The organism is Pseudoalteromonas sp. SG44-8, from assembly GCF_014164125.1.
Taxonomy (GTDB): domain Bacteria; phylum Pseudomonadota; class Gammaproteobacteria; order Enterobacterales; family Alteromonadaceae; genus Pseudoalteromonas; species Pseudoalteromonas rhizosphaerae.
The window spans coordinates 14,530-35,881 of the sequence record NZ_JACJEQ010000025.1; the positions used below are offsets into that span (position 1 = coordinate 14,530).

Annotated in this window: 21 protein-coding genes; 15 read left to right on the forward strand and 6 right to left on the reverse strand. The window is 41.9% G+C overall.

The features are described from left to right. The first annotated feature begins 70 nt into the window (after positions 1-70). Positions 71-2,038: a methyl-accepting chemotaxis protein gene (locus tag H5163_RS16330; RefSeq protein ID WP_182735546.1), complete on the forward strand. Its 1,968-nt coding sequence runs from the start codon at positions 71-73 to the stop codon at positions 2,036-2,038. Positions 2,039-2,083: 45 nt separating this feature from the next. Here the strand turns inward: H5163_RS16330 and H5163_RS16335 are convergent, their stop codons facing one another. From H5163_RS16335 to H5163_RS16360, 6 genes are all read right to left on the reverse strand, one after another. After that, complete coding sequence (locus H5163_RS16335) at positions 2,084-2,368, reverse strand: hypothetical protein (RefSeq protein ID WP_149980487.1); 285 nt, start codon at positions 2,366-2,368, stop codon at positions 2,084-2,086. 131 nt (positions 2,369-2,499) lie between these two features. Further along, entirely contained in the window at positions 2,500-2,898 is a 399-nt protein-coding gene (locus H5163_RS16340) for a VOC family protein (RefSeq protein WP_149980488.1), read from the reverse strand. 236 nt (positions 2,899-3,134) lie between these two features. Then, positions 3,135-3,548 (reverse strand): nucleoside diphosphate kinase regulator, encoded by a 414-nt coding sequence (rnk, locus tag H5163_RS16345; protein ID WP_145238060.1) that lies wholly within the window; start codon positions 3,546-3,548, stop codon positions 3,135-3,137. 178 nt (positions 3,549-3,726) lie between these two features. After that, on the reverse strand, positions 3,727-5,373 hold the full coding sequence (gene groL, locus H5163_RS16350; protein WP_145238063.1) for a chaperonin GroEL: 1,647 nt from the start codon (positions 5,371-5,373) through the stop codon (positions 3,727-3,729). Positions 5,374-5,420: 47 nt separating this feature from the next. After that, a complete protein-coding gene (locus H5163_RS16355; protein WP_054204533.1) occupies positions 5,421-5,708 on the reverse strand; it encodes a co-chaperone GroES in 288 nt (95 codons plus the stop codon). 153 nt (positions 5,709-5,861) lie between these two features. Beyond that, positions 5,862-6,338 (reverse strand): FxsA family protein, encoded by a 477-nt coding sequence (locus tag H5163_RS16360; protein ID WP_182735547.1) that lies wholly within the window; start codon positions 6,336-6,338, stop codon positions 5,862-5,864. 211 nt (positions 6,339-6,549) lie between these two features. On the opposite strand from H5163_RS16360, the gene cutA reads away from it, so the two are divergent. From cutA to H5163_RS16430, 14 genes are all read left to right on the forward strand, one after another. Continuing rightward, positions 6,550-6,870 carry a divalent-cation tolerance protein CutA gene (cutA, locus tag H5163_RS16365; protein WP_182732161.1) on the forward strand — a complete coding sequence of 107 codons (321 nt, stop codon included), beginning with the start codon at positions 6,550-6,552 and terminating at the stop codon, positions 6,868-6,870. Continuing rightward, positions 6,870-8,699 (forward strand): protein-disulfide reductase DsbD, encoded by a 1,830-nt coding sequence (locus H5163_RS16370; RefSeq protein WP_182735548.1) that lies wholly within the window; start codon positions 6,870-6,872, stop codon positions 8,697-8,699. The genes cutA and H5163_RS16370 overlap by 1 nt, the downstream gene beginning before the upstream one ends. A 227-nt stretch (positions 8,700-8,926) precedes the next feature. Next, positions 8,927-9,379 (forward strand): type II 3-dehydroquinate dehydratase, encoded by a 453-nt coding sequence (aroQ, locus tag H5163_RS16375; RefSeq protein ID WP_145238079.1) that lies wholly within the window; start codon positions 8,927-8,929, stop codon positions 9,377-9,379. Positions 9,380-9,412: 33 nt separating this feature from the next. Further along, positions 9,413-9,874, forward strand: coding sequence for an acetyl-CoA carboxylase biotin carboxyl carrier protein (gene accB, locus H5163_RS16380; protein ID WP_182735549.1), 462 nt, complete (start codon positions 9,413-9,415; stop codon positions 9,872-9,874). Positions 9,875-9,900: 26 nt separating this feature from the next. After that, on the forward strand, positions 9,901-11,241 hold the full coding sequence (gene accC, locus H5163_RS16385) for an acetyl-CoA carboxylase biotin carboxylase subunit (protein WP_145238085.1): 1,341 nt from the start codon (positions 9,901-9,903) through the stop codon (positions 11,239-11,241). Between the two features lie 128 nt (positions 11,242-11,369). Beyond that, positions 11,370-11,843, forward strand: coding sequence for a tRNA (adenosine(37)-N6)-threonylcarbamoyltransferase complex ATPase subunit type 1 TsaE (gene tsaE, locus H5163_RS16390; protein WP_145238089.1), 474 nt, complete (start codon positions 11,370-11,372; stop codon positions 11,841-11,843). A 29-nt stretch (positions 11,844-11,872) separates the two neighbouring features. Next, entirely contained in the window at positions 11,873-13,216 is a 1,344-nt protein-coding gene (locus tag H5163_RS16395) for an N-acetylmuramoyl-L-alanine amidase (protein WP_145238092.1), read from the forward strand. 16 nt (positions 13,217-13,232) lie between these two features. Beyond that, positions 13,233-15,080, forward strand: coding sequence for a DNA mismatch repair endonuclease MutL (gene mutL / locus H5163_RS16400; protein ID WP_182735550.1), 1,848 nt, complete (start codon positions 13,233-13,235; stop codon positions 15,078-15,080). A gap of 10 nt (positions 15,081-15,090) precedes the next feature. Beyond that, positions 15,091-16,008: a tRNA (adenosine(37)-N6)-dimethylallyltransferase MiaA gene (gene miaA, locus H5163_RS16405; protein ID WP_149980497.1), complete on the forward strand. Its 918-nt coding sequence runs from the start codon at positions 15,091-15,093 to the stop codon at positions 16,006-16,008. Positions 16,009-16,087: 79 nt separating this feature from the next. Beyond that, a complete protein-coding gene (gene hfq, locus H5163_RS16410; RefSeq protein WP_064668197.1) occupies positions 16,088-16,351 on the forward strand; it encodes an RNA chaperone Hfq in 264 nt (87 codons plus the stop codon). 16 nt (positions 16,352-16,367) lie between these two features. Next, complete coding sequence (gene hflX / locus H5163_RS16415) at positions 16,368-17,651, forward strand: ribosome rescue GTPase HflX (RefSeq protein ID WP_149980498.1); 1,284 nt, start codon at positions 16,368-16,370, stop codon at positions 17,649-17,651. A 106-nt stretch (positions 17,652-17,757) separates the two neighbouring features. Continuing rightward, positions 17,758-18,924: an FtsH protease activity modulator HflK gene (gene hflK / locus H5163_RS16420; protein WP_145238104.1), complete on the forward strand. Its 1,167-nt coding sequence runs from the start codon at positions 17,758-17,760 to the stop codon at positions 18,922-18,924. A 5-nt stretch (positions 18,925-18,929) separates the two neighbouring features. Next, the gene (gene hflC, locus H5163_RS16425) at positions 18,930-19,808 is read left to right on the forward strand and encodes a protease modulator HflC (RefSeq protein ID WP_145238107.1); all 879 of its coding nucleotides are present in this window, start codon (positions 18,930-18,932) and stop codon (positions 19,806-19,808) included. Between the two features lie 217 nt (positions 19,809-20,025). Further along, positions 20,026-21,339, forward strand: coding sequence for an adenylosuccinate synthase (locus tag H5163_RS16430; RefSeq protein ID WP_182735551.1), 1,314 nt, complete (start codon positions 20,026-20,028; stop codon positions 21,337-21,339). Positions 21,340-21,352: the final 13 nt, after the last annotated feature.

The window sequence follows — 21,352 nt, forward strand, 5'->3', positions numbered from 1 at the left end:
TTGCTAAATACAGCACAGTCCCTATACTCTAATTTGCGCGGCTATTATTTACTACTGAGGTAAAAAGAAGATGTTGATACAAAAAAAAATGTACCTAGGGAGTTTTCTGCTGCTGTTGTTTGCTTTAATTATTCTGTCAGGAATAATGCAGCTAGTTGTTACGCCAATCATTAAAAATGACGCTATATCCAGCGCAAAATTACAAGCAAAGGTGATCGGCGAATCGTTAGCAAAAGATTTAGCTAAAAGTGCCACCTTAACGCAAAGCTTAGCCGTGGTAGCCGAGACTTTGCCATTGCAGCAGGCGGCCTTTATTGAAAATATTGCTCCTTTGATTGCAAGTGGCAAAGGTATTGCGGGTGGTGGTATTTGGCCTGAGCCGAATAAAATGCTGCCTTCAGCAGCAAAGGCATCTCTTTTCTGGGCGAAAACAGGTAATGGCCAATATAAACTTTTAGATGATTATAACCAGCCCGACAGCAGCGCGTATCAACAAGAAACCTGGTATAAAAATGCCATTAACGCTAATCGGGGTGAGTGCGTTTGGTCCGAAGCTTATGTAGACACGGTATCGAATGTACCGATGGTTACCTGTTCCGTGAAAATAATCCGTGATAACCAATTTTGGGGGGTTGCCACCTTAGACGTTGAACTGGCATCTATCGAAAGCTCATTGATCGCAGAGAACAATGCTACGGGCACCTATAACTTTATTTTAGATAGCGCCGAGCAATTAGTATCGATTCCATCGATACGCAATACTAACTTAGCAATGATGAGCCTTACTCAGGTTGCCAGTAAAGACAGTAGCTTAAAGCCGTTGGTCAGCGCCTTGCAAAACAGCAATACAACTGTTGCTGAATTTGCCAGTGGTGTGGTTAATAATGACGAATCTATTTTAGTAACTTACTCATTGGCAGAGCAAAATTGGCGCTCAGGGGTTATTATTCCTGCCGCAATTGCCAAGAAAACCGTTAACACCCTCACTTATTATTTATACAGTTCATTTATCGCCCTTATTCTCGCTTTTGTATCAGTATTACTGATTTTTGGTAATCGCCTGGTGCAGCAAATTAACACCACCACAGAGCAAGTTAGAATGTTGGTGCAAGGTCGCACGAATTCAAAACTGGCCGTGCGTGGAAGTGATGAAATGAGCCACTTATGCGAAGCGATTAATGATTATGGCGATCATCTGATTAAGATTTTAGAACAGATCCAAGCAGAAGCCGCTGCGGTTAAAAACAACGCTGAAGCGATGGATAACTTAAGTAATAACAGCCAAATTCGTACGCAAGAGTTAATGGAAGAAAACAACATGTTGGCTGAGGCAATTCATGAAATGTCGATAGCAGCCTCATCAGCCTCACAAGATGTTTTGAGCGTTGCAGATATTACTACGCAATCAGCTGATTTAGTGAATTCTGGTTTTGATGTTATTGAGAAGAATGCCGAATCAATCCAGTTATTATTTGATAAATTAACGGAATCATCAGATGCCATTTCACGGATTGCACAAGACTCAAAACAAGTGGGCTCGGTGCTTGATGTGATCATGAATATTTCAGAACAAACTAATCTACTTGCGCTTAATGCCGCCATTGAAGCTGCTCGAGCAGGTGAATCAGGGCGTGGTTTCGCGGTAGTGGCTGATGAAGTTAGAACTTTGGCACATCGTACTCAGCAATCGGCTGGCGAGATTGAAACCATGATCAGCCAATTGCAAGAAGCCGCTAGTCGAGGGGTTAACGTTATTGGAGAATGCCGTGAATACTCTGAAGTAGTGAACGAGCGCTCAGCAACAACACGTGCACAGTATGAAAGTATTGTTACCGCGTTTAATGATATTAAAGAGCGTTCATCAAGCATTGCCGTAGCGACTGAAGAGCAATCACAGGTAACCGAAAATGTGAAAAACTTGGCAGAGCGAATTCGTGAGATCTCTGTGCAAAATGCCAGTGATGCTGAAGAATTTCGTAGCGTCAGCAAAGATTCAAATAGCCAAGCACAGCGTTTATATCAAATTAGTCAGCAATAATGTGATTCATTGATAGTGTTTTTCAAGCATCGTGAGCTGAGAATGTCAGCGCGATGCTTCACCTTCGTCCTCTTCTGGTGGATCGCCGGAGTCTTCTTTGCGTTTACGCTGCTCTTGTTTGGCTTTTTGTACATTCTCAAATTGCGGGGGTGGAATAGGGAATAACGAAATAAGCGGAAAGAACGACAAAAATAAAAAAGCCCCTCGTGACATGGTTTTACCCCACACAACTATTTTTACCATTGACCACAATATCACCAGTAACAATAACGTCACTACACCAAGGTGAACTAATAATGTTTCAATGCTAACTTTGTTTAATAAATCCATTTGTTTTTAATATGGTTACTAATAGTTAGTTAATGAGGGTTAATTGAACAATATCAAGTCAACCAGAGGTTCCATATTAAGCGCCAGTAGGTTGTGATTTATCGCGATTAGTGACCTCTCACAGACTGCTTTTAATTTAATTGTAGTAAGTCCCATTTATTACCATACAAATCTTCAAATACCACAACGGTGCCGTATTCTTCTACGCGGGGCTGTTCATTAAAGTTAACGCCATTTTTTTGCATTAATTCATAATCTCGCCAAAAGTCATTGGTATGTAAAAATAAAAACACTCGGCCCCCAGTTTGGTTGCCCACAGCCTCTAACTGCTGTTGAGTACTTGCTTGTGCGAGTAATAAATTAGTGCCATTAGAGTTAGGTGGTGATACTAATACCCAGCGTTTGCCATTACCCTGATCAGTATCTTCGATTAAATCAAACCCCAGTTTTTGAGTGTAAAATGCAATCGCATCATCATAATTCCCTACAACTAATGCCATGCTACCTATATGCTGTTTTATGTTTGTCATTGTCCTACCTTGAAATAATGCAGTGCTTAAAGATGCTTTTTAGCATATAAGAAAATATAACCCGAGGACAAAAGGCTGGTACGTTAAGTGCGGTGCTAGATTTATCAGTAGGTCTGACTTCAGCCAGAAAGCTTTTCCCGATAAATCTGGACTTACGTGTGGCTGGCGCTAGGTTTTAAACTTATTATCTTTAAAAACAAAACCCAGCTTTCACTGGGTTTTTAATAACATAAATATTAGCGATGTAACTCACCGGCTCGTTCTGGCTGATAAGTGATTGCTTTTATTTTTACTTTTATGAGACCGCCACTTGGTTTTGGCCATTCAATTTCATCGCCTTGCGATAGACCAAGTAGGGCGCTACCTACTGGTGCTAAAATTGATATTTTATCAGCACTTGCATCAGCATTTTTTGGATACACTAAGGTCTTAGTGAATTCTTCTTGGGTCGATTCAACGATAAAGTTTACCGTTGAGTTCATAGTAACCACTGTCGAAGGCACATCTTTTGGCTCAACGATTGTTGCACGGCCGAGTTCAGCTTCAAGTTCTTTTTCACCAGCAAAGCTTCCTGCTGGTAATGATTCCATTAAATCATACAATCTATCAGCATCGAGTGACGAGATGATCAGTTCAGGCTTTTTATTCATCTTAATATCCTTAATTATGGCTTATAAATAAAATTAACTCTGAGTATGGTTTTGGCATACAGTTAAAAAGCACTGCAATACGCTGGAGTCATTTTATTTGCTACTTTATCGTTGCTCTTAAAGCTAAAAACCCAGCCGAAGCTGGGTTTTTATTTTAGCTAGATGGTTAGGAGATGAATTACATCATGCCGCCCATACCACCCATGCCGCCCATGCCTCCCATATCAGCGCCGCCAGCTTCATCCTTTGGGATTTCAGCTACCATTGCTTCAGTGGTGATCATAAGGCCAGCAATCGAGCCTGCAAATTGTAGTGCAGAGCGCGTTACTTTTGTTGGATCTAGGATACCCATTTCAATCATGTCGTTGTATTCGCCAGTTGCTGCGTTGTAACCGAAGTTACCCGTGCCGCCTTTAACTGCGTTAATAACAACAGACGCTTCGTCACCTGCGTTGGTAACGATTTGACGAAGTGGTGCTTCCATAGCACGTAGTGCTACTTTGATACCGTGGCTTTGATCTTCGTTGTCACCAACTAAATCAACAAGTTTGCTTGCTGCACGTACTAGTGCAACACCACCACCAGGCACTACGCCTTCTTCAACCGCAGCGCGAGTTGCATGAAGTGCATCTTCAACGCGGTCTTTTTTCTCTTTCATTTCGATTTCAGTAGCAGCACCTACTTTGATTACCGCAACACCGCCGGCAAGTTTAGCCATGCGCTCTTGTAGTTTCTCTTTATCGTAGTCTGATGTTGCTTCTTCGATTTGTGCTTTGATTTGCGCAACGCGACCGTTGATGCCAGCTTCTTCGCCTGCACCATCGATGATAGTTGTATCATCTTTAGTGATAACTACGCGCTTTGCAGTACCTAAATCTTCAACTGTTGCTTTTTCAAGTTCCAGGCCGATTTCTTCAGAGATAACCGTACCGCCAGTTAATACTGCGATATCTTGTAGCATTGCTTTACGACGGTCGCCAAAACCAGGTGCTTTAACTGCTGATACTTTAACGATACCGCGCATGTTGTTAACAACTAGAGTAGCTAGTGCTTCGCCTTCAAGGTCTTCAGCAATGATAAGTAATGGTTTGCTTGCTTTAGCAACGGCTTCTAATGTAGGTAGCAACTCACGAATATTAGAGATTTTTTTATCTACAAGTAGAATAAATGGGTTATCTAATTCAACAGCGCCTTTTTCTGCGTTGTTGATGAAGTATGGAGATAAGTAACCACGGTCAAACTGCATGCCTTCAACAACATCTAGTTCGTTTTCAAGTGATTGACCTTCTTCAACAGTGATTACACCTGAATTACGGCCTACTTTTTCCATTGCTTCTGCAATGATGTCGCCAATTTCTTTATCAGAGTTAGCTGAAATAGTACCCACTTGAGCGATTGCTTTTGCATCGGCACATGGTACAGAAAGTTCTTTTAGCTCAGCAACAGCTGCGATGATTGCTTTATCAATACCGCGCTTAAGGTCCATTGGGTTCATGCCCGCAGCAACCGCTTTTAAGCCTTCGTTTACAATTGACTGTGCTAATACTGTTGCAGTAGTTGTACCGTCACCGGCTGCATCGTTTGCTTTAGATGCAACTTCTTTAACCATTTGTGCGCCCATATTTTCAAACTTGTCTTCAAGTTCGATTTCTTTTGCCACTGATACACCATCTTTAGTGATCACTGGAGAGCCAAATGATTTGTCTAGGATTACGTTACGGCCTTTAGGACCTAAAGTTACACGAACTGCGTTTGCTAAGATGTTTACGCCAGCTAGCATTTTAGCGCGTGCGTCACCTGCAAAAAGTACTTCTTTTGCTGCCATGATTAATTTCCTTTGAATTCTGAATGTTTGTTAAACGAAAAGTAGCTTTAGCCTACAATGCCTAAAATATTGTCTTCACGCATGATCAGGTACTCTTGACCTTCGATCTTTTCAGCTTTTTCAACATATGAGCCGAATAACACAGTGTCACCGACTTTAACTTCTAATGCTCTCACATCACCGTTATCTAGAGTACGGCCATTACCCACTGCAACAACTTTACCGCGGGTTGATTTCTCAGCCGCAGAACCAGTTAATACAATACCGCCAGCAGATTTGGTTTCTTCTTCTAGGCGCTCAACGATCACGCGATCATGTAAAGGACGAATGTTCATTTTATTTAGTTCTCCTAACAGTTTCTGAACAGGACAGAAAAAAGCTTTATATGTACCAGTTTGCATTAAACCCTGTGGTTCAAGGCAATTGATTTAGTTGTACTCAGTAATGGGGGTATTGCTTCAAAACCCAAGTGATAAAAATTAAAATTTTTAATCTTTTCTCTCGTACTCACCATCAATAGTGGTCGGCTCGCTCATTTTGCGAGGTTCTGGCTCTGAATGGGTGTGCTGATTAAATGCTGTTGGACCTTGTTGCATGCCTGCACTCATACGCACAGTTGCTTGACTAGCAAGGCCTGCAGCTAGTTTATTGCGAATGGCCGGGGTCAATAATAAAAAACCGAATACGTCGGTCATAATGCCTGGAGTTAGCAATAATATGCCAGCAATAATCACACATAAACCGGTAAATAATTCTTTGGCTGGCATTTGCCCTTGCGCCATTTGTGTTTGCACATTTTGCAGTGCGCCCATACCTTGTGTTCTAACTAATTTTGCGCCGAATATTGCGGTTACAATAACCAGTGCAATAGTGGCGAATCCACCAATTACATCAGCTACTTGAATTAACAACGCAATTTCAATAATTGGCACGAGAATAAATAATAAAAACAAAAATCTAAACATAAGGCTCTCTAAATAGTGATCACTCAGTTGAGTTGATGAAATATAAATATGGGTTATCAGGTCTTTTTTCAAGGCTAGTGGTAAAGCAGTGTTGGCTAAATAGCCTGAACTCTGATTAAGCGATTTATTATCCGCAGTTTAGGTTAACTACACTTTGCCTTAGCTATCAGCTACTATGGCATTGGGCAGAGCAATCAATCAAAGGTTCAATATGACGACTCATTTTCGACTTATTTTTACCACTTGCGCAGATGTAAGTGAGGCACGCTCCATAGCTGAGCAATTAGTTAAGCTTAAATTAGCTGCGTGTGTGAACATTCTTCCAAATGTGGAATCTGTTTATATGTGGCAAGGAGAGGTTGCTTATGCAACCGAGTGTAAATTATTAATTAAAACGAAGTCAGAAAAAATGAATGAATTGATTCAAACTATCAAGCAATTACATAGTTATGAAATTCCTGAAATACAGGTTATTGATGTGGCCACTGGCAATTTAGCCTATTTTAATTGGATGGATGAGGTACTTAATTAATGCGTTGTTTTCTTTTATTGCTTTGTGCGCTGTCGTTAATGCCAGCACAGGCTGCAACTAATAATTTATTAAGTGATTTGCTGCAGCCCAAAGAGCAAACATTTTTACCTGTTGATCAGGCATTTTCATTTGATTTTGATCAGCAGGGCAGCACACTTTTTATTGGTTGGGATATTGCGCCGGGATATTACCTATATAAAAAGAAGCTAGAAATCATTGGTAAAGGTGCTGATATTGAAGTGCCCGATCTTGGTAAAGGCGTGATCATTGAAGATGAGTTTTTTGGCAAAACAGCAGTGTTTTTTGATTCACTGAGTGTGATCAGCAAGCTAAGTAATATAGCTGAAGATGGCGTAATTAAAGTACGTTATCAAGGCTGTGCTGAAGCAGGGCTATGTTACCCGCCAGAGATCATCACCATTCCATTGAGTATGATTGCCGGTGAAACCCCTGCAACTGATAATGCAACAGCAGGCAATGCATTAGCTGCGCTTAGCGCTGAATCAGCGGCTGCTACAGAAGATGTTGTAACGCAAGAAGATGACTTAGAAAAAGAATTAAACTTTACTGAAAAACTGGCCTCGCAAGGTTTGTTAGCGAACTTAGCGATTTTCTTTTTGGTCGGTATTGGCTTGGCATTTACGCCATGTGTATTTCCGATGTTTCCTATTTTGTCGAGCCTAATTGCAGGACAAAAAAATCTTTCCACTAAAAAAGCTTTTGCGCTTTCTTTTGTTTATGTGCAGGGTATGGCCGTTACGTATGCGGCGCTGGGCCTTGTGGTTGCATCACTTGGTGGTCAAGTGCAAGGTTATTTGCAGCACCCATATGTATTGATTAGTTTCAGTTTATTATTCGTTTTACTCGCTATGTCGATGTTTGGTTGGTACGAAATAAAGCTCCCTAGCGGCATGATGAATAAGCTCACACAAGTAAGTAATAATCAAAAAGGCGGCAACTACATTGGCGTGTTTTTAATGGGGGTTTTATCGGGCTTAATTGCGTCACCTTGTACCACTGCACCGTTATCAGCTGCGCTATTGTTTGTTGCGCAAAGCGGCGATTATTTAGTTGGCGGCTTAACTTTGTATGTGCTGAGTTTAGGGATGGGTATTCCGCTGCTGTTATTAGGCACCTCCGGCGGTAAATTATTGCCAAAAGCAGGCGGCTGGATGGAACAAGTTAAAACCCTGTTTGGTTTTATCATGCTGGTAGTGCCATTGATCTTGCTTGAACGTATTGTCGATGCAGACATCATATTACTTATGGCGGGCTTATTAGCATTAGCAACGGCCTTGTATTTACATCATTGGCAGAGCGCTCAAACACAAGGTAAGTTAAAAACTGCATTGTGGTTTGTTGCAACGTTATTAGTTGTTAGCGGTGTGAGCTTAACTAAAAACTATATATGGCCCACAGCGCAAGTTGTTAGTGCCGCAAATGGCGAGCAACAAGAGCGCGGCTTTAAATTAGTTGCTGATTTAGCTGAGCTCAAACAAGCAATAAATGATGCAAACAGTGGTGGTCGTTTAGTGATGGTCGATTTATATGCAGATTGGTGTGTTGCGTGTAAAGAGTTCGAGAAATACACTTTTCCTGACGCTAAAGTACAAGGTGAGTTTGCAAACTTTGAGTTGTTAAAAATTGATTTGACCGAAAGTGATGATAAAACAATTGCTGTAATGGAAGAGTTTTCGGTATTTGGTTTACCCAGTATTTTGTTTTTTGATACACAAGGTGAAGAGCTTGCAGCACAGCGTGTGACGGGCTTTTTAAATGCCAAGGACTTTGCTGAGCATTTAGCTAAAGTGAGAAATAGCGCTAAATAAACGTTTTTCGCACCGCTATTTTAAACGCCACTTTATATGAGTGGCGTTTTTGTTTTTGTGGTGGCTACTAGTGATTAGACCAGTATTTTGCTGCTATTTACATCGAACTGGCTATAATAGGTGGTTAACGTGAGAAATACTTGCTATTTTAGTTTTTCCCCTCTACATTTTGCGGGAATTTCTAATCAAAATGGCTTAACTCATTATTTATAGGATTATCGCGTATTATGGCTGCAAAATTTAAACTTTTAGTTATAAATGGCCCTAACTTAAACATGCTGGGTAAGCGTGAACCAGAAAAATACGGTTTACAAACACTGAGTGAGATTATGAGCGAACTAACTGAGTTTGCGCATGGTCTAGATGTTGAGCTAACGCATTTTCAAAGTAATAGTGAGCAAGCTTTAATTGAGCACATACATAGTGCATGGCAGGTCATTGATTACATTATTATCAACCCAGCGGCATTTACGCATACAAGCGTGGCTTTACGTGATGCGTTACTGGCTGTTGATATCCCGTTTTTTGAAGTGCACTTAACTAATGTGCACACGCGGGAAGCGTTTCGTCATCATTCATATTTTTCTGATGTGGCGCAGGGCGTGATATGTGGATTAGGCGCAATGGGTTATCGCGCAGCACTTGAAGCTGCGGTCAATCGGTTGCAAAACTCGAATTAATTTTAAACTAACAAACTAACAGGCGGGTCGTTCATGGATATTCGCAAGATCAAAAAACTAATTGAACTAGTAGAAGAATCAGGTATTGCTGAATTAGAAATCACCGAAGGTGAAGAATCAGTACGTATCAATCGTAATAATATGAGTGCAGGTCCTGCTTACGCTCCGCATTATGCACCACAGTACGCACCAGCACCAGCTCCAGCCCCTGCAGCTGCACCTGTTGCAAGCGCAGAAGCGGCAGCACCTGCCGGTCCTACTGGCCATCAAGTATTATCGCCAATGGTTGGTTCTTTCTATACAGCAGCTTCTCCTGAAGCGCCTTCATATGTAGAAGTGGGTTCACAAGTTAAAGTAGGTGATACGCTTTGTATCATCGAAGCGATGAAAATGATGAACCAAATTGAGTCAGATAAAGCGGGCACCGTGAAAGCGATTTTAGTTGAAAATGGCGAGCCAGTAGAATTTGATCAACCTTTATTCATCATTGAATAATAGCGCAACCTAAAAGGCCAACTCTAATGTTAGATAAAGTAGTCATTGCAAACCGAGGTGAAATTGCACTTCGTATATTGCGCGCCTGCAAAGAGCTTGGGATCAAAACGGTTGCTGTGCATTCAACGGCGGATCGCGATCTTAAGCATGTATTGCTTGCAGATGAAACAATATGTATTGGTAGACCTTCTGCCACTGAAAGTTACTTAGACATTCCGCGCATTATTGCGGCAGCTGAAGTAACCGATGCAGTTGCTATCCACCCGGGTTATGGTTTCCTTGCAGAAAACGCTGATTTTGCTGATCAAGTTGAACAAAGTGGTTTTGTGTTTATTGGTCCGCGCGGCGACACGATTCGTCTAATGGGCGATAAAGTATCTGCAATCGAAGCAATGCGTAAAGCTGGCGTACCATGTGTACCAGGTTCAGATGGTCCGGTATCGGATGATAAAGACCGCAACATGCAAATCGCTAAACGTATCGGTTACCCAGTGATCATCAAAGCCGCTGGTGGCGGTGGTGGTCGTGGTATGCGGGTTGTTCGCAGTGAAGCTGAGTTAATTGACTCAATCGCTTTAACGCAACAAGAAGCAAAACAGTTCTTTGGTAATAGCATGGTTTACATGGAAAAATTCCTTGAAAACCCACGTCATATCGAAGTTCAAGTATTGGCTGACGGGCAAGGTAATGCTGTTCACTTAGGTGAACGTGATTGTTCTATGCAACGTCGTCATCAAAAAGTAGTCGAAGAAGCGCCAGCACCAGGTATTACTGCTGAAGTGCGTAAGTTTATCGGTGAGCGTTGTACGCGTGCATGTATCGAAATCGGTTATCGTGGTGCGGGTACATTTGAGTTCTTATACGAAAATGGTGAGTTCTATTTCATTGAAATGAACACTCGTATTCAGGTTGAGCATCCAGTGACAGAAATGGTTACCGGTGTTGATTTGATCAAAGAGCAGTTAAAAATTGCAGCGGGCCAACCACTATCATTCACGCAAGACGATGTCGTTATTCGTGGTCATGCAATTGAGTGTCGTATTAATGCTGAAGATCCTGAAACGTTTATCCCGTCACCGGGTAAAATTACGCGTTTCCACCCAGCAGGTGGTTTAGGTATTCGTTGGGACAGCCATATTTATGCTGACTACACAGTGCCACCACACTATGATTCAATGATCGGTAAATTAATTACTTACGGTGAAAACCGTAATGTAGCAATTGCCCGTGCACGTAACGCATTGAATGAGCTTGTGATTGACGGTATTAAAACTAATACGTCATTACATAAGCGCATCTTAGCGGATGAAAACTTCCAAAATGGTGGTACTAATATCCACTATCTTGAGAAAAAATTAGGTCTATAGTCCTAATTACAAAAAAAACCGGCAACTTTGCCGGTTTTTTTGTGTCTATAAGTGTCGATTCTCGCCTTAGTAAAATAATCTGGTATGATTAACAAGTTATCGTTTTTAATACTATCCATGAGGTTAGAATGACGCACTGTGTTGGTTTTCAACTCGCTGATGAAGCTGCAACGGTTAAAATGGGCAATCAACTTGCTATGCTAATGGAGCAAGGTGCAGTTATTTACTTACACGGTGATTTGGGAGCAGGTAAAACCACTTTAACACGTGGTGTGATCCAAGGCTTTGGTCATCAAGGTAAAGTTAAGAGTCCAACTTATACGCTGGTGGAGCCTTATGAGTTGGCAACGGCCAATGTTTATCATTTTGATTTATATCGTTTAGGCGATCCAGAAGAATTAGAATACATGGGTATTCGAGATTATTTTTCGCCAACAGCTATTTGTGTGGTGGAATGGCCTGAAAAAGGCGGCGAGTTTATCCCAACACCAGACTTAGATATTACTTTACGTTATGTCGGCGATGCACGAGCAATTGAGATCCAAAGCATTAGCCCGCGTGGTCACAGTATCGTGGATAAACTCAAAAACCATAGTGAATAACAACAAATAACAAGGGTGTGAAGATACCGATGAGTCGAGTTGTCATAAAGTGGATGGGTGCTTTTTTGCTGTTAGCAATCAGTGCTAATCTCTATGCACAAAATACTATCAATAGTGTACGGGTGTGGCCATCGCCAGATAGTACGCGGGTAGTATTCGACTTAACGGATAAGCCCGACTTCAGTTATTTTATGCTAAAAAATCCACTGCGCTTAGTGGTCGATTTAGAAAATACAGATAAAATAAAAGACCTACCAACTATTCCCAGTAAGCATCAAATCGTCAGTAAACTACGTTACTCGAAAGCGAAAAGTAGCCAGGGGGTACGATTTGTTTTTGAGCTTACAGGGGCCGTTAAACCGGTGATTTTTGCACTGGCGCCAACGGGACCTTATAAAAATCGTTTAGTGGTCGACTTATATGACAAAAATCAAGCAGAGCCAGTAGCTGCAACGAGTAATACTGCGGTTAAAAAGCGTGAGCTTAATCAACAACGCGATATTATTATTGCTATTGATGCAGGCCATGGCGGCGAAGACCCTGGGTCAATTGGCCCCTCTGGTACTTATGAAAAAGATATCACACTACAAATTGCCAAACGCTTAGAGCGGATGATTGATGCTGAACGCGGGATGATTTCGCGAATGGTGCGAAGTGGAGATTACTTTGTCAAACTTAATACTCGCACTAGCCGTGCAAGGCAGAAAAAGGCTGACTTTTTAGTTTCAATTCATGCGGATGCATTTACTAGCCCGCAACCAAATGGCGCCTCTGTTTGGGTGTTATCACTTCGTCGTGCTAATTCAGAAATTGGTAAATGGATAGAAGATAAAGAAAAACATTCAGAGCTACTCGGTGGTGCTGCTGGAGTGATTAAAGACACGGCCAGTGAAAAGTACTTGGCGCAGGCGCTGTTGGATATGTCGATGGATCATTCGATGAAAACCGGTTTCAGCGTTGCTGAAGGCATGGTTCATGAGCTTAAAAAGGTCGCTAAGTTACATAAAAAAGAGCCGCAAGCGGCTAGCCTAGCGGTATTAAAGTCACCAGATATTCCATCTATTTTGGTCGAAACTGGGTTTATTTCAAACCCGCGAGAAGAAAAACTATTAAAAAGTGCTAATCACCAAGAGCGCTTAGCGAAAGCAATATTTACTTCTATCAAAAGTTATTATCTTAAAAATCCTCCGGATGATTCGCTGTTTGCGTCGTTAAAATCGCAATATCCTACTAAACATAAAGTTCGCCCTGGTGAGTCGTTAAGTTTGTTAGCTAGTCGCTATGGGGTATCTGTAGGTAAGCTTAAACAAGTCAATCAATTAAAATCTAATACCTTGTTTATTGGTCAAGAGTTAGACATTCCGCAAAGTTAAAATCGTTAGGATCAGTATGAGCATTGAAATATTACCCGCGCGATTAGCTAACCAAATTGCTGCGGGCGAAGTGGTTGAGAGACCCGCATCTGTGGTCAAAGAACTCGTTGAAAATAGCCTAGATGCAGGCGCAACACGTATTCAAATTGATATTGAGCGCGGCGGTCATAAGCTTATTCGCATTCGTGATAACGGCTCAGGCATTGATAAAGACGAGCTCACGTTGGCGCTTTCTCGTCATGCTACTAGTAAATTAAAGTCCCTTGATGATTTAGAAAATATTTGTTCTTTGGGCTTTCGCGGCGAAGCATTGGCGTCCATTAGTTCGGTATCGCGTTTGACACTTAGCTCAAAAACCAAACAGCAAGAGGCGGCTTGGCAAGCATTTGCGCAGGGGCGAGATATGGCGGTGCAGATTAAACCCACTGCTCACCCTGACGGCACCACCATTGAAGTTAAAGACTTATTTTTTAATACGCCCGCTAGACGTAAATTTTTACGCACCGAAAAAACCGAATTCACTCACATTGATGAGTTAATAAAGCGTATTGCCCTGAGCCGTTTTGATGTGTCAATTACCCTCACCCATAACGATAAAGTAGTGCGTCAATATCGTGCTAAAACCGACCCTGCACAGGCTATTGCTCGGGTCGCTCAGGTTGCAGGTAAAGCCTTTGCTGAGCAGGGGTTATATATTGAGTCAGGCGATACAGGCTTGCAGCTACATGGTTGGGTGCTACCAGTTGGCTCGAGTAATACTACGCAATATACCTATGTAAATAATCGTATGATGCGCGATAAGCTTATTTCTCATGCCATTCGCCAAGCGTTCGAAGAAGTCGCAGGCCAAGAAGAGCTACCGGGCTTTGTTATTTATATCGACATTGATCCGCGTCAAGTGGATGTAAACGTGCATCCTGCGAAACACGAAGTGCGTTTTCATCAAGGTCGCTTAGTGCATGATTTTATTCTGCAGGCAATTAAACAAGTCGTGGTGCCGCTTCAAGATGAGTTTGCTGGTGTTAATCAGCATGTTGATTCGCAACACAGCGATGCTAAAGCAGCACACACAGCAACACCCGCTCACTCCAGCAATACAGCAGACAGTTTGTTTGATTATCCTAAGTCGCACTTACAACCAGCGGAGCAAGCTCGCTACGGTGCTAATTTAGCACCTAGTGGTGGTGGATATACAGGTTCAAGCGAGCGAAGTAAGCAAGCGAGCCGGACAAATCATCAAGATGTGAGTGCGTTTTATCAAGGGGTCAATGAGCAACACGCCAGCCATTTTGATCAACCTATTGGCGTTACTCAAGAAGTAGCACCATTGTTACAGACGCAAAGTGCGCAGCCGTTGCTGGTACAAAGTGATGGCGGTTGTGTATTTAGCCTGCAACAGCAATTATATTGCTCACACTTTAAATATTTATTAGTCAATGATTGGCTTGAGCTTATTGCTGAGCAAGGCAGCTTAGAAGGAAAAGCCTTACTATTGCCTGTGCGAGTTAATATCAGTAAAGAAGATAGCCAAAGCTTAACACAGCAACAATCATGGTTTACCTTGCTGGGCTTTGAGTTATTGATTGAAAAGCAATTTGTGATGGTTAAAAAGTTGCCACAGAGTTTGTATCTGCTTGATGTGAGCCAAGCCGTAGATGCGCTATTAAAAGCCACTAAGGCTGAGCTTAATAGTGTGGAGCAATGGCTAAACTGGCAGCTTAGCCAAGTGCCCGAGCGCTTTTTTGCCAGCCAAGCTTTTGCCTTGGCGGTTACGCGAATGCAAAATAATCCGCAAACAATCCAGCGTTTATCTGCAAAAGCAGTTAAAATAGATTTAAGTTATTTTTTAGCACAGTTAGATTAAGGTTATCGAGTTGAGTAATTTACCGGTCATTTTTTTAATGGGCCCAACCGCTGCAGGCAAAACTGCATTAGCAATCGCCTTATGCCAACATTTAAAAACTGAAATAATCAGCGTCGATTCAGCCTTAGTGTATAAAGATATGAACATAGGTACGGCAAAACCAGATCAACATGAGTTAGCGCTTGCGCCACACCATTTAATTGATCTAATCGACCCTAGCGAAAGTTACTCAGTAGCTGATTTTCGTCGTGATGCAATTGAAAAGATTGACCAATTTCACCAACAAGGTAAAGTGCCTGTATTAGTTGGTGGTACAATGATGTACTTTAAAGCATTAATTGATGGATTATCGCCATTACCTGAAGCATGCCCGGTAGTACGAGCAGAGCTTGAGCAACAAGCTAAGCAACATGGCTGGCCGGCACTTTATAAAGAGCTTGAGATAATTGATCCGCAAGCGGCACAAAAAATGAGCGAGAATGACTCGCAACGCATTAACCGCGCCCTTGAAGTTTACCGATTAACGGGTAAAACAATGACTGAATTACAAAAAAGTAAGCAGCCGAGTTTACCGTATACTTTTCATCAATTTGCTATTGCGCCTGATGATCGCGCCGATTTACACCAGCGAATTGAACAAAGGTTTAAAATAATGCTTGAGCAGGGGTTTGAAAATGAAGTTTCATCCCTATATCAACGTAAGGATTTACACCCTAACTTACCTTCCATTCGTTGCGTGGGTTATAGACAAATGTGGGATTACATTGCTGGCGAGATTGATTACGATGAAATGGTCTTTCGCGGTATTGCAGCAACACGACAGCTTGCTAAGCGTCAATTGACGTGGTTAAGAGGTTGGCCCGATGTAACGTGGTTAACAACGGGTGATGAAGAAAACTTGCAACGTGTTGTAAGTTCGCTAAGCTAGTAGTAGTTGAAATTTTTTAGCTTTGTTAAATGAGTTCAGCCACTTAATTATAATAACACCTAGAACGAAGGAAAATAACATGGCAAAAGGCCAATCGTTACAAGACCCATTTTTGAATGCGCTACGTCGTGAGCGTATTCCAGTATCAATCTTTTTGGTTAATGGCATCAAACTACAAGGTAAGATCCAGTCATTTGATCAATTTGTTATTTTACTAGAAAACACCGTGAATCAAATGGTGTATAAACATGCGATTTCTACCGTAGTTCCTGCTCGTGCTGTTAACTTCCAAGGTATTCAAGGAAGCGAAGACGGTGAAGAGCCTGAAGCTGGAAATTTTTAAATTAGGAGCATAATGTTTGTTTGACCGTTATGAAGCCGGCGAACAGGCAGTCTTAGTTCATATCGACTTTCCAAAAGAAGGGGATCGTGAAGATCTTCATGAATTGGAAATGTTGGTATCTTCTGCTGGTGTTAGCAGTTTGGCGGTTGTGCAAGGCAGCCGTCAAGCACCACATCCGAAACTATTCGTCGGTACCGGAAAGGCTGAAGAAATCGCTGAGATTGTCAAAATCCACAACGCAGATGTCGTCATTTTTAATCATCAACTCAGACCGTCACAGGAACGCAATTTAGAACGCGTTTGCCAATGTCGTGTGCTTGATAGAACGACGCTTATTCTTGATATTTTTGCGCAACGTGCACGTACCCATGAAGGTAAGTTGCAGGTTGAGCTAGCACAATTGCGTCATATGTCGACGCGTTTGATCCGAGGCTGGACGCATCTTGAACGCCAAAAAGGCGGGATCGGTTTGCGCGGGCCTGGTGAAACTCAGCTAGAAACAGATCGACGTTTATTGCGAGTTCGTATTCAAAGTATTCGCGCGCGTTTAGAGAAAGTGGCAGTGCAGCGTGAGCAAGGTAGACGTGCTCGTAACCGCAATGAAATTCCTACGGTGTCGTTGGTAGGGTATACCAATGCGGGTAAGTCGACGCTATTTAATCGCATTACTAACTCTAATGTGTATGCTGCTGATCAACTGTTCGCGACGCTTGATCCAACTTTACGCAAACTCGAAATAGAAGATGTTGGTTCGATAATTTTAGCCGATACCGTTGGCTTTATTCGCCATTTACCCCATGACTTAGTTGCCGCATTTAAAGCGACGCTAACCGAAACTCGTGAAGCTGATTTACAACTTCATGTGGTCGATGTTGCGGATCATCGTCGTAAAGAGAATATTGAACAGGTACAATCGGTTCTTAAAGAAATAGAAGCTGATGAAGTGCCGCAATTGTTGGTTTACAACAAAATTGATGCGCTTGAAGATATTGAACCACGTATTGACCGTGACGATGAAGGCATGCCTATTAGAGTATGGTTGTCGGCACACAGTGGCGCAGGGTGTGAACTATTGTCTGAAGCTATCAGCGAGCTGTTAGCAAAGAAAATGTTTGTTCATACGCTTAAATTAGCTCCGCAATATGGTCGTTTACGTGCTGCGTTGTTCAATTTAAATGCCGTGCATCAAGAAGACTTTGATGAACAGGGTCATTGGTTACTTGCTACTCGACTGCCTATGGTAGAATGGAATCGTTTAAGAAAAGAGTTTGGTCCTGAAATCGACGCTTTTATTTCGTAATTCGAAAAAACTACTGCACAATGTCATTTTTAGTATGAGAACTGCGGTATTTTTGTTAGATTTAACGTAATTACCTAAATTATTTAGATAACAATGGAGTATAGCTATGGCCTGGAATGAACCGGGTAATAATGGCAATGACAAAGATCCGTGGAACAAAAAAGGCGGACGTGATCAAGGCCCACCTGACTTAGACGAGGTGTTTCGTAAATTCAGCAGCAAGTTTGGTGGCTTATTTGGCGGTAATAAATCCGGCAATGGCGGCGGCGGACTTGGTGGAGCTGGTCTTTCATTTGTACTGATCATTGCTGCAATTGTATGGGCATTGAGCGGTATTTATACCGTGAAAGAAGCAGAGCGCGGCATCGTTTTACATTTTGGTCAATTTGACCGCATTGCAGATCCAGGTCTGCGTTGGAAAATGACGTTTATTGAAACGGTAATTCCGGTAGATATTGAAGCCGTTCGCTCATTATCGACGTCTGGTTTTATGCTCACTGAAGATGAAAACGTGGTAAGCGTTGAGTTTCAGGTGCAATACCGTGTAATTGACCCTTTCCTATACAAATTTAGTGTAACTAATGCTGATTCTAGCTTAGAAGAAGCGCTAGAGAGTGCACTGCGTTATGTTGTTGGTCATTCAAAAATGGACCAAGTATTAACAAATGGCCGTGAGGTTGTGCGTCAAAATACCTGGGATGAACTGAATAAAATCATCGAACCGTATAACTTAGGCTTGATCGTAACTGACGTTAACTTTAAAGACTCACGCCCACCGGCTGAAGTTAAAGACGCGTTTGATGATGCCATTGCCGCACAAGAAGATGAACAACGTTTTATTCGTGAAGCTGAAGCATACGCGCGTGAAATTGAGCCACGTGCTCGTGGTCAAGTTACCCGTATGACGCAAGAAGCTGAAGGTTACGGCGAGCGCATTATTTTAGAAGCACAAGGTGAAGTCGCGCGTTTTGAAAAGCTATTACCTGAATATCAGGCTGCTAAGCGTGTAACCCGTGAGCGTTTATATATTGATGCCATGGAAGAAGTGCTAGGTAACAGTTCAAAAGTGTTAGTTGATGTTAAGGGCGGCAATAATATGATGTATTTACCGCTTGATAAAATCATGGATAAGCAAGGGAACGCAACCCGTGTTGCATTACCTAGCTCAAGTGATATTAACGACTTACGCAATAAAGTTAATACATCGCGCAATAGCACTGTGAACTCAAGTTCAGACCGCTTTGGTGCTGATCGCTTTAACGACGGGAGATAAGCGCAATGAAAAACTTTAGTTTAGTTATATTACTAGCGGCCGTTGTGTTGTCTTTTTCGTCAGTGTTCGTAGTACCTGAAGGGCAAAAAGCAATTGTTATGCTATTCAGCAAAGTGCAAAAAGACAGTGATGATAAAGCAATTGTTTATGGTCCTGGCTTACAATTCAAAGTACCTTTCTTTAGTCAAGTACGTCGTATTGATGCGCGTATTCAGACATTAGATGGTGCACCGGATCGTTTTGTTACTAGCGAGAAAAAAGACTTAATAGTTGATTCGTTTGTAAAATGGCGTGTTAGTGATTTTAGTGCTTTTTACTTACGTGCCCGTGGTGATAAGCAATACGCTGAAGCACTACTTAAGCAAAAAGTAAATAATGGTCTACGTACTAACTTTGGTTCACGTACTATCCGTGAGATTGTTTCCGGTGAACGTAGCGAGTTAATGGAAGAAGCATTAGTTCAAGCTTCTGAAAGTGCTCAAGAGCTAGGTATTGAAGTACTTGATGTACGTGTTAAGCAAATCAATTTACCGTCAGAAGTGAGTAATTCGATTTACCAACGTATGCGTGCAGAGCGTACTGCTGTTGCTAAAGAGCATCGCTCTGAAGGTCAAGAAAAAGCCGAAACGATTCGTGCTGACATTGACCGTCGTGTCACAGTAATGCTGGCTGATGCTGAGCGTAATGCCCGTACCGTTCGCGGTGAAGGCGATGCAAAAGCTGCGGCTATTTATGCCAATGCGTACAATAAAGATGCTGAATTCTTTGGTTTTGTACGTTCATTAGAGGCCTATAAAAAGACTTTTAAAGATAAGCAAGACGTAATGGTATTATCACCAGACAGTGACTTCTTTAGATATATGAAAGGTGCTGCAGCGCAGTAATCTTTTTCTAAATCTAGCACAAATCCAAACCCTGTGTATGCAGGGTTTTTCTTTTAGTAAGATGAATTTTTATGAGTAACTTAATGTTATTCAACCAGTTAATTTTTATTGCAAAGGTCGTTGTACGACTGCGCAGAAAAAATAACCTAAACGGGGGTGATCTTTCCCCTCATTATCTGGTAAAATCTCGTCCTAATTTTTTCTAAGTGAATTTACAATGGGTAAAAACGTTGTTGTATTAGGCACCCAATGGGGTGACGAAGGTAAGGGTAAGGTAGTTGACCTCCTTACAGACAAAGCATCTTTAGTAGTTCGTTACCAAGGTGGCCATAACGCTGGTCATACACTGGTAATCGAAGGTGAAAAGACAGTTTTACACCTTATTCCATCGGGTGTATTACGTGACAATGTTAAGTGTGTGATTGGTAATGGTGTTGTTGTTTCACCAGAAGCGCTAATGAAAGAGATTGGCATGCTTGAAGAACGTGGCGTACCAGTACGTGAACGTTTATTGATCAGTGAAGCATGTCCGCTTATTTTGCCTTTCCACATCGCATTAGATGTAGCTCGTGAAAAAGCACGTGGTAATAAAGCGATTGGTACAACAGGTCGCGGCATAGGTCCTGCTTATGAAGATAAAGTAGCCCGTCGTGGTTTGCGTATCGGTGACTTATTCAACCCTGAATTATTCGCTGCGAAGCTTAAAGAAGTATTGGAATACCATAACTTCACTTTAGTAAATTATTACAAAGTAGGTGCGGTAGATTTCCAACAGACCTTTGATGATGCAATGGCTGTTGCAGATATCCTTAAAGCAATGGTTGTTGACGTAACTGAGTTACTTGATCAAACGCGTTTAGCGGGCGACAACATCTTGTTTGAAGGCGCGCAAGGTACATTACTTGATATCGATCACGGTACTTATCCATATGTAACGTCTTCAAATACCACTGCCGGTGGCGTTGCTACAGGTGCTGGTTTTGGTCCGTTAAATCTTGATTATGTACTAGGTATTATCAAAGCTTACACCACGCGTGTTGGTTCTGGTCCTTTCCCTACCGAGCTTTACGACGGTTTAGAAAAACAAGACCCAGTTGGTAAGCACTTAGGTACCGTAGGTCATGAGTTTGGTGCAACGACTGGTCGCTTACGTCGTACTGGTTGGTTAGATGCTGTGGCTATGCGCCGTGCAGTACAAATTAACTCTATCTCAGGTTTTTGTTTAACTAAACTAGACGTGTTAGATGGTCTAGAAACACTAAAAATCTGTACTGGTTATCAGTTAGAAGATGGCACTATCACTAATGTGACGCCACTTGCTGCTGAAGGTTATGATAAAGTAACGCCAGTTTATGAAGAGATGCCTGGTTGGACTGAAAATACAGTGGGTGCTACTACTGTTGAGCAGCTACCAAAAGCGGCACTTGATTACATCAAACGCATTGAAGAAATCACCGGTGTACCTGTTGATATTATTTCTACAGGTCCTGACCGTGTAGAAACTATGGTATTACGCAGTCCGTTTGCATAATTACTAATAGTAC

Excerpts from the sequence above, each read along its gene's own strand:
- H5163_RS16395 (WP_145238092.1), top strand. The coding sequence starts at position 11,873 with ATGAGTCGAGTTGTCATAAAGTGGATGGGTGCTTTTTTGCTGTTAGCA.
- accC (WP_145238085.1), top strand. The coding sequence starts at position 9,901 with ATGTTAGATAAAGTAGTCATTGCAAACCGAGGTGAAATTGCACTTCGT.
- H5163_RS16335 (WP_149980487.1), bottom strand. The coding sequence starts at position 2,368 with ATGGATTTATTAAACAAAGTTAGCATTGAAACATTATTAGTTCACCTT.
- aroQ (WP_145238079.1), top strand. The coding sequence starts at position 8,927 with ATGGCTGCAAAATTTAAACTTTTAGTTATAAATGGCCCTAACTTAAAC.
- cutA (WP_182732161.1), top strand. The coding sequence starts at position 6,550 with ATGACGACTCATTTTCGACTTATTTTTACCACTTGCGCAGATGTAAGT.
- hflC (WP_145238107.1), top strand. The coding sequence starts at position 18,930 with ATGAAAAACTTTAGTTTAGTTATATTACTAGCGGCCGTTGTGTTGTCT.
- H5163_RS16360 (WP_182735547.1), bottom strand. The coding sequence starts at position 6,338 with ATGTTTAGATTTTTGTTTTTATTATTTATTCTCGTGCCAATTATTGAA.
- mutL (WP_182735550.1), top strand. The coding sequence starts at position 13,233 with ATGAGCATTGAAATATTACCCGCGCGATTAGCTAACCAAATTGCTGCG.
- rnk (WP_145238060.1), bottom strand. The coding sequence starts at position 3,548 with ATGAATAAAAAGCCTGAACTGATCATCTCGTCACTCGATGCTGATAGA.
- H5163_RS16370 (WP_182735548.1), top strand. The coding sequence starts at position 6,870 with ATGCGTTGTTTTCTTTTATTGCTTTGTGCGCTGTCGTTAATGCCAGCA.
- H5163_RS16355 (WP_054204533.1), bottom strand. The coding sequence starts at position 5,708 with ATGAACATTCGTCCTTTACATGATCGCGTGATCGTTGAGCGCCTAGAA.
- H5163_RS16330 (WP_182735546.1), top strand. The coding sequence starts at position 71 with ATGTTGATACAAAAAAAAATGTACCTAGGGAGTTTTCTGCTGCTGTTG.
- groL (WP_145238063.1), bottom strand. The coding sequence starts at position 5,373 with ATGGCAGCAAAAGAAGTACTTTTTGCAGGTGACGCACGCGCTAAAATG.
- hflK (WP_145238104.1), top strand. The coding sequence starts at position 17,758 with ATGGCCTGGAATGAACCGGGTAATAATGGCAATGACAAAGATCCGTGG.
- hfq (WP_064668197.1), top strand. The coding sequence starts at position 16,088 with ATGGCAAAAGGCCAATCGTTACAAGACCCATTTTTGAATGCGCTACGT.
- H5163_RS16430 (WP_182735551.1), top strand. The coding sequence starts at position 20,026 with ATGGGTAAAAACGTTGTTGTATTAGGCACCCAATGGGGTGACGAAGGT.
- tsaE (WP_145238089.1), top strand. The coding sequence starts at position 11,370 with ATGACGCACTGTGTTGGTTTTCAACTCGCTGATGAAGCTGCAACGGTT.
- accB (WP_182735549.1), top strand. The coding sequence starts at position 9,413 with ATGGATATTCGCAAGATCAAAAAACTAATTGAACTAGTAGAAGAATCA.
- H5163_RS16340 (WP_149980488.1), bottom strand. The coding sequence starts at position 2,898 with ATGACAAACATAAAACAGCATATAGGTAGCATGGCATTAGTTGTAGGG.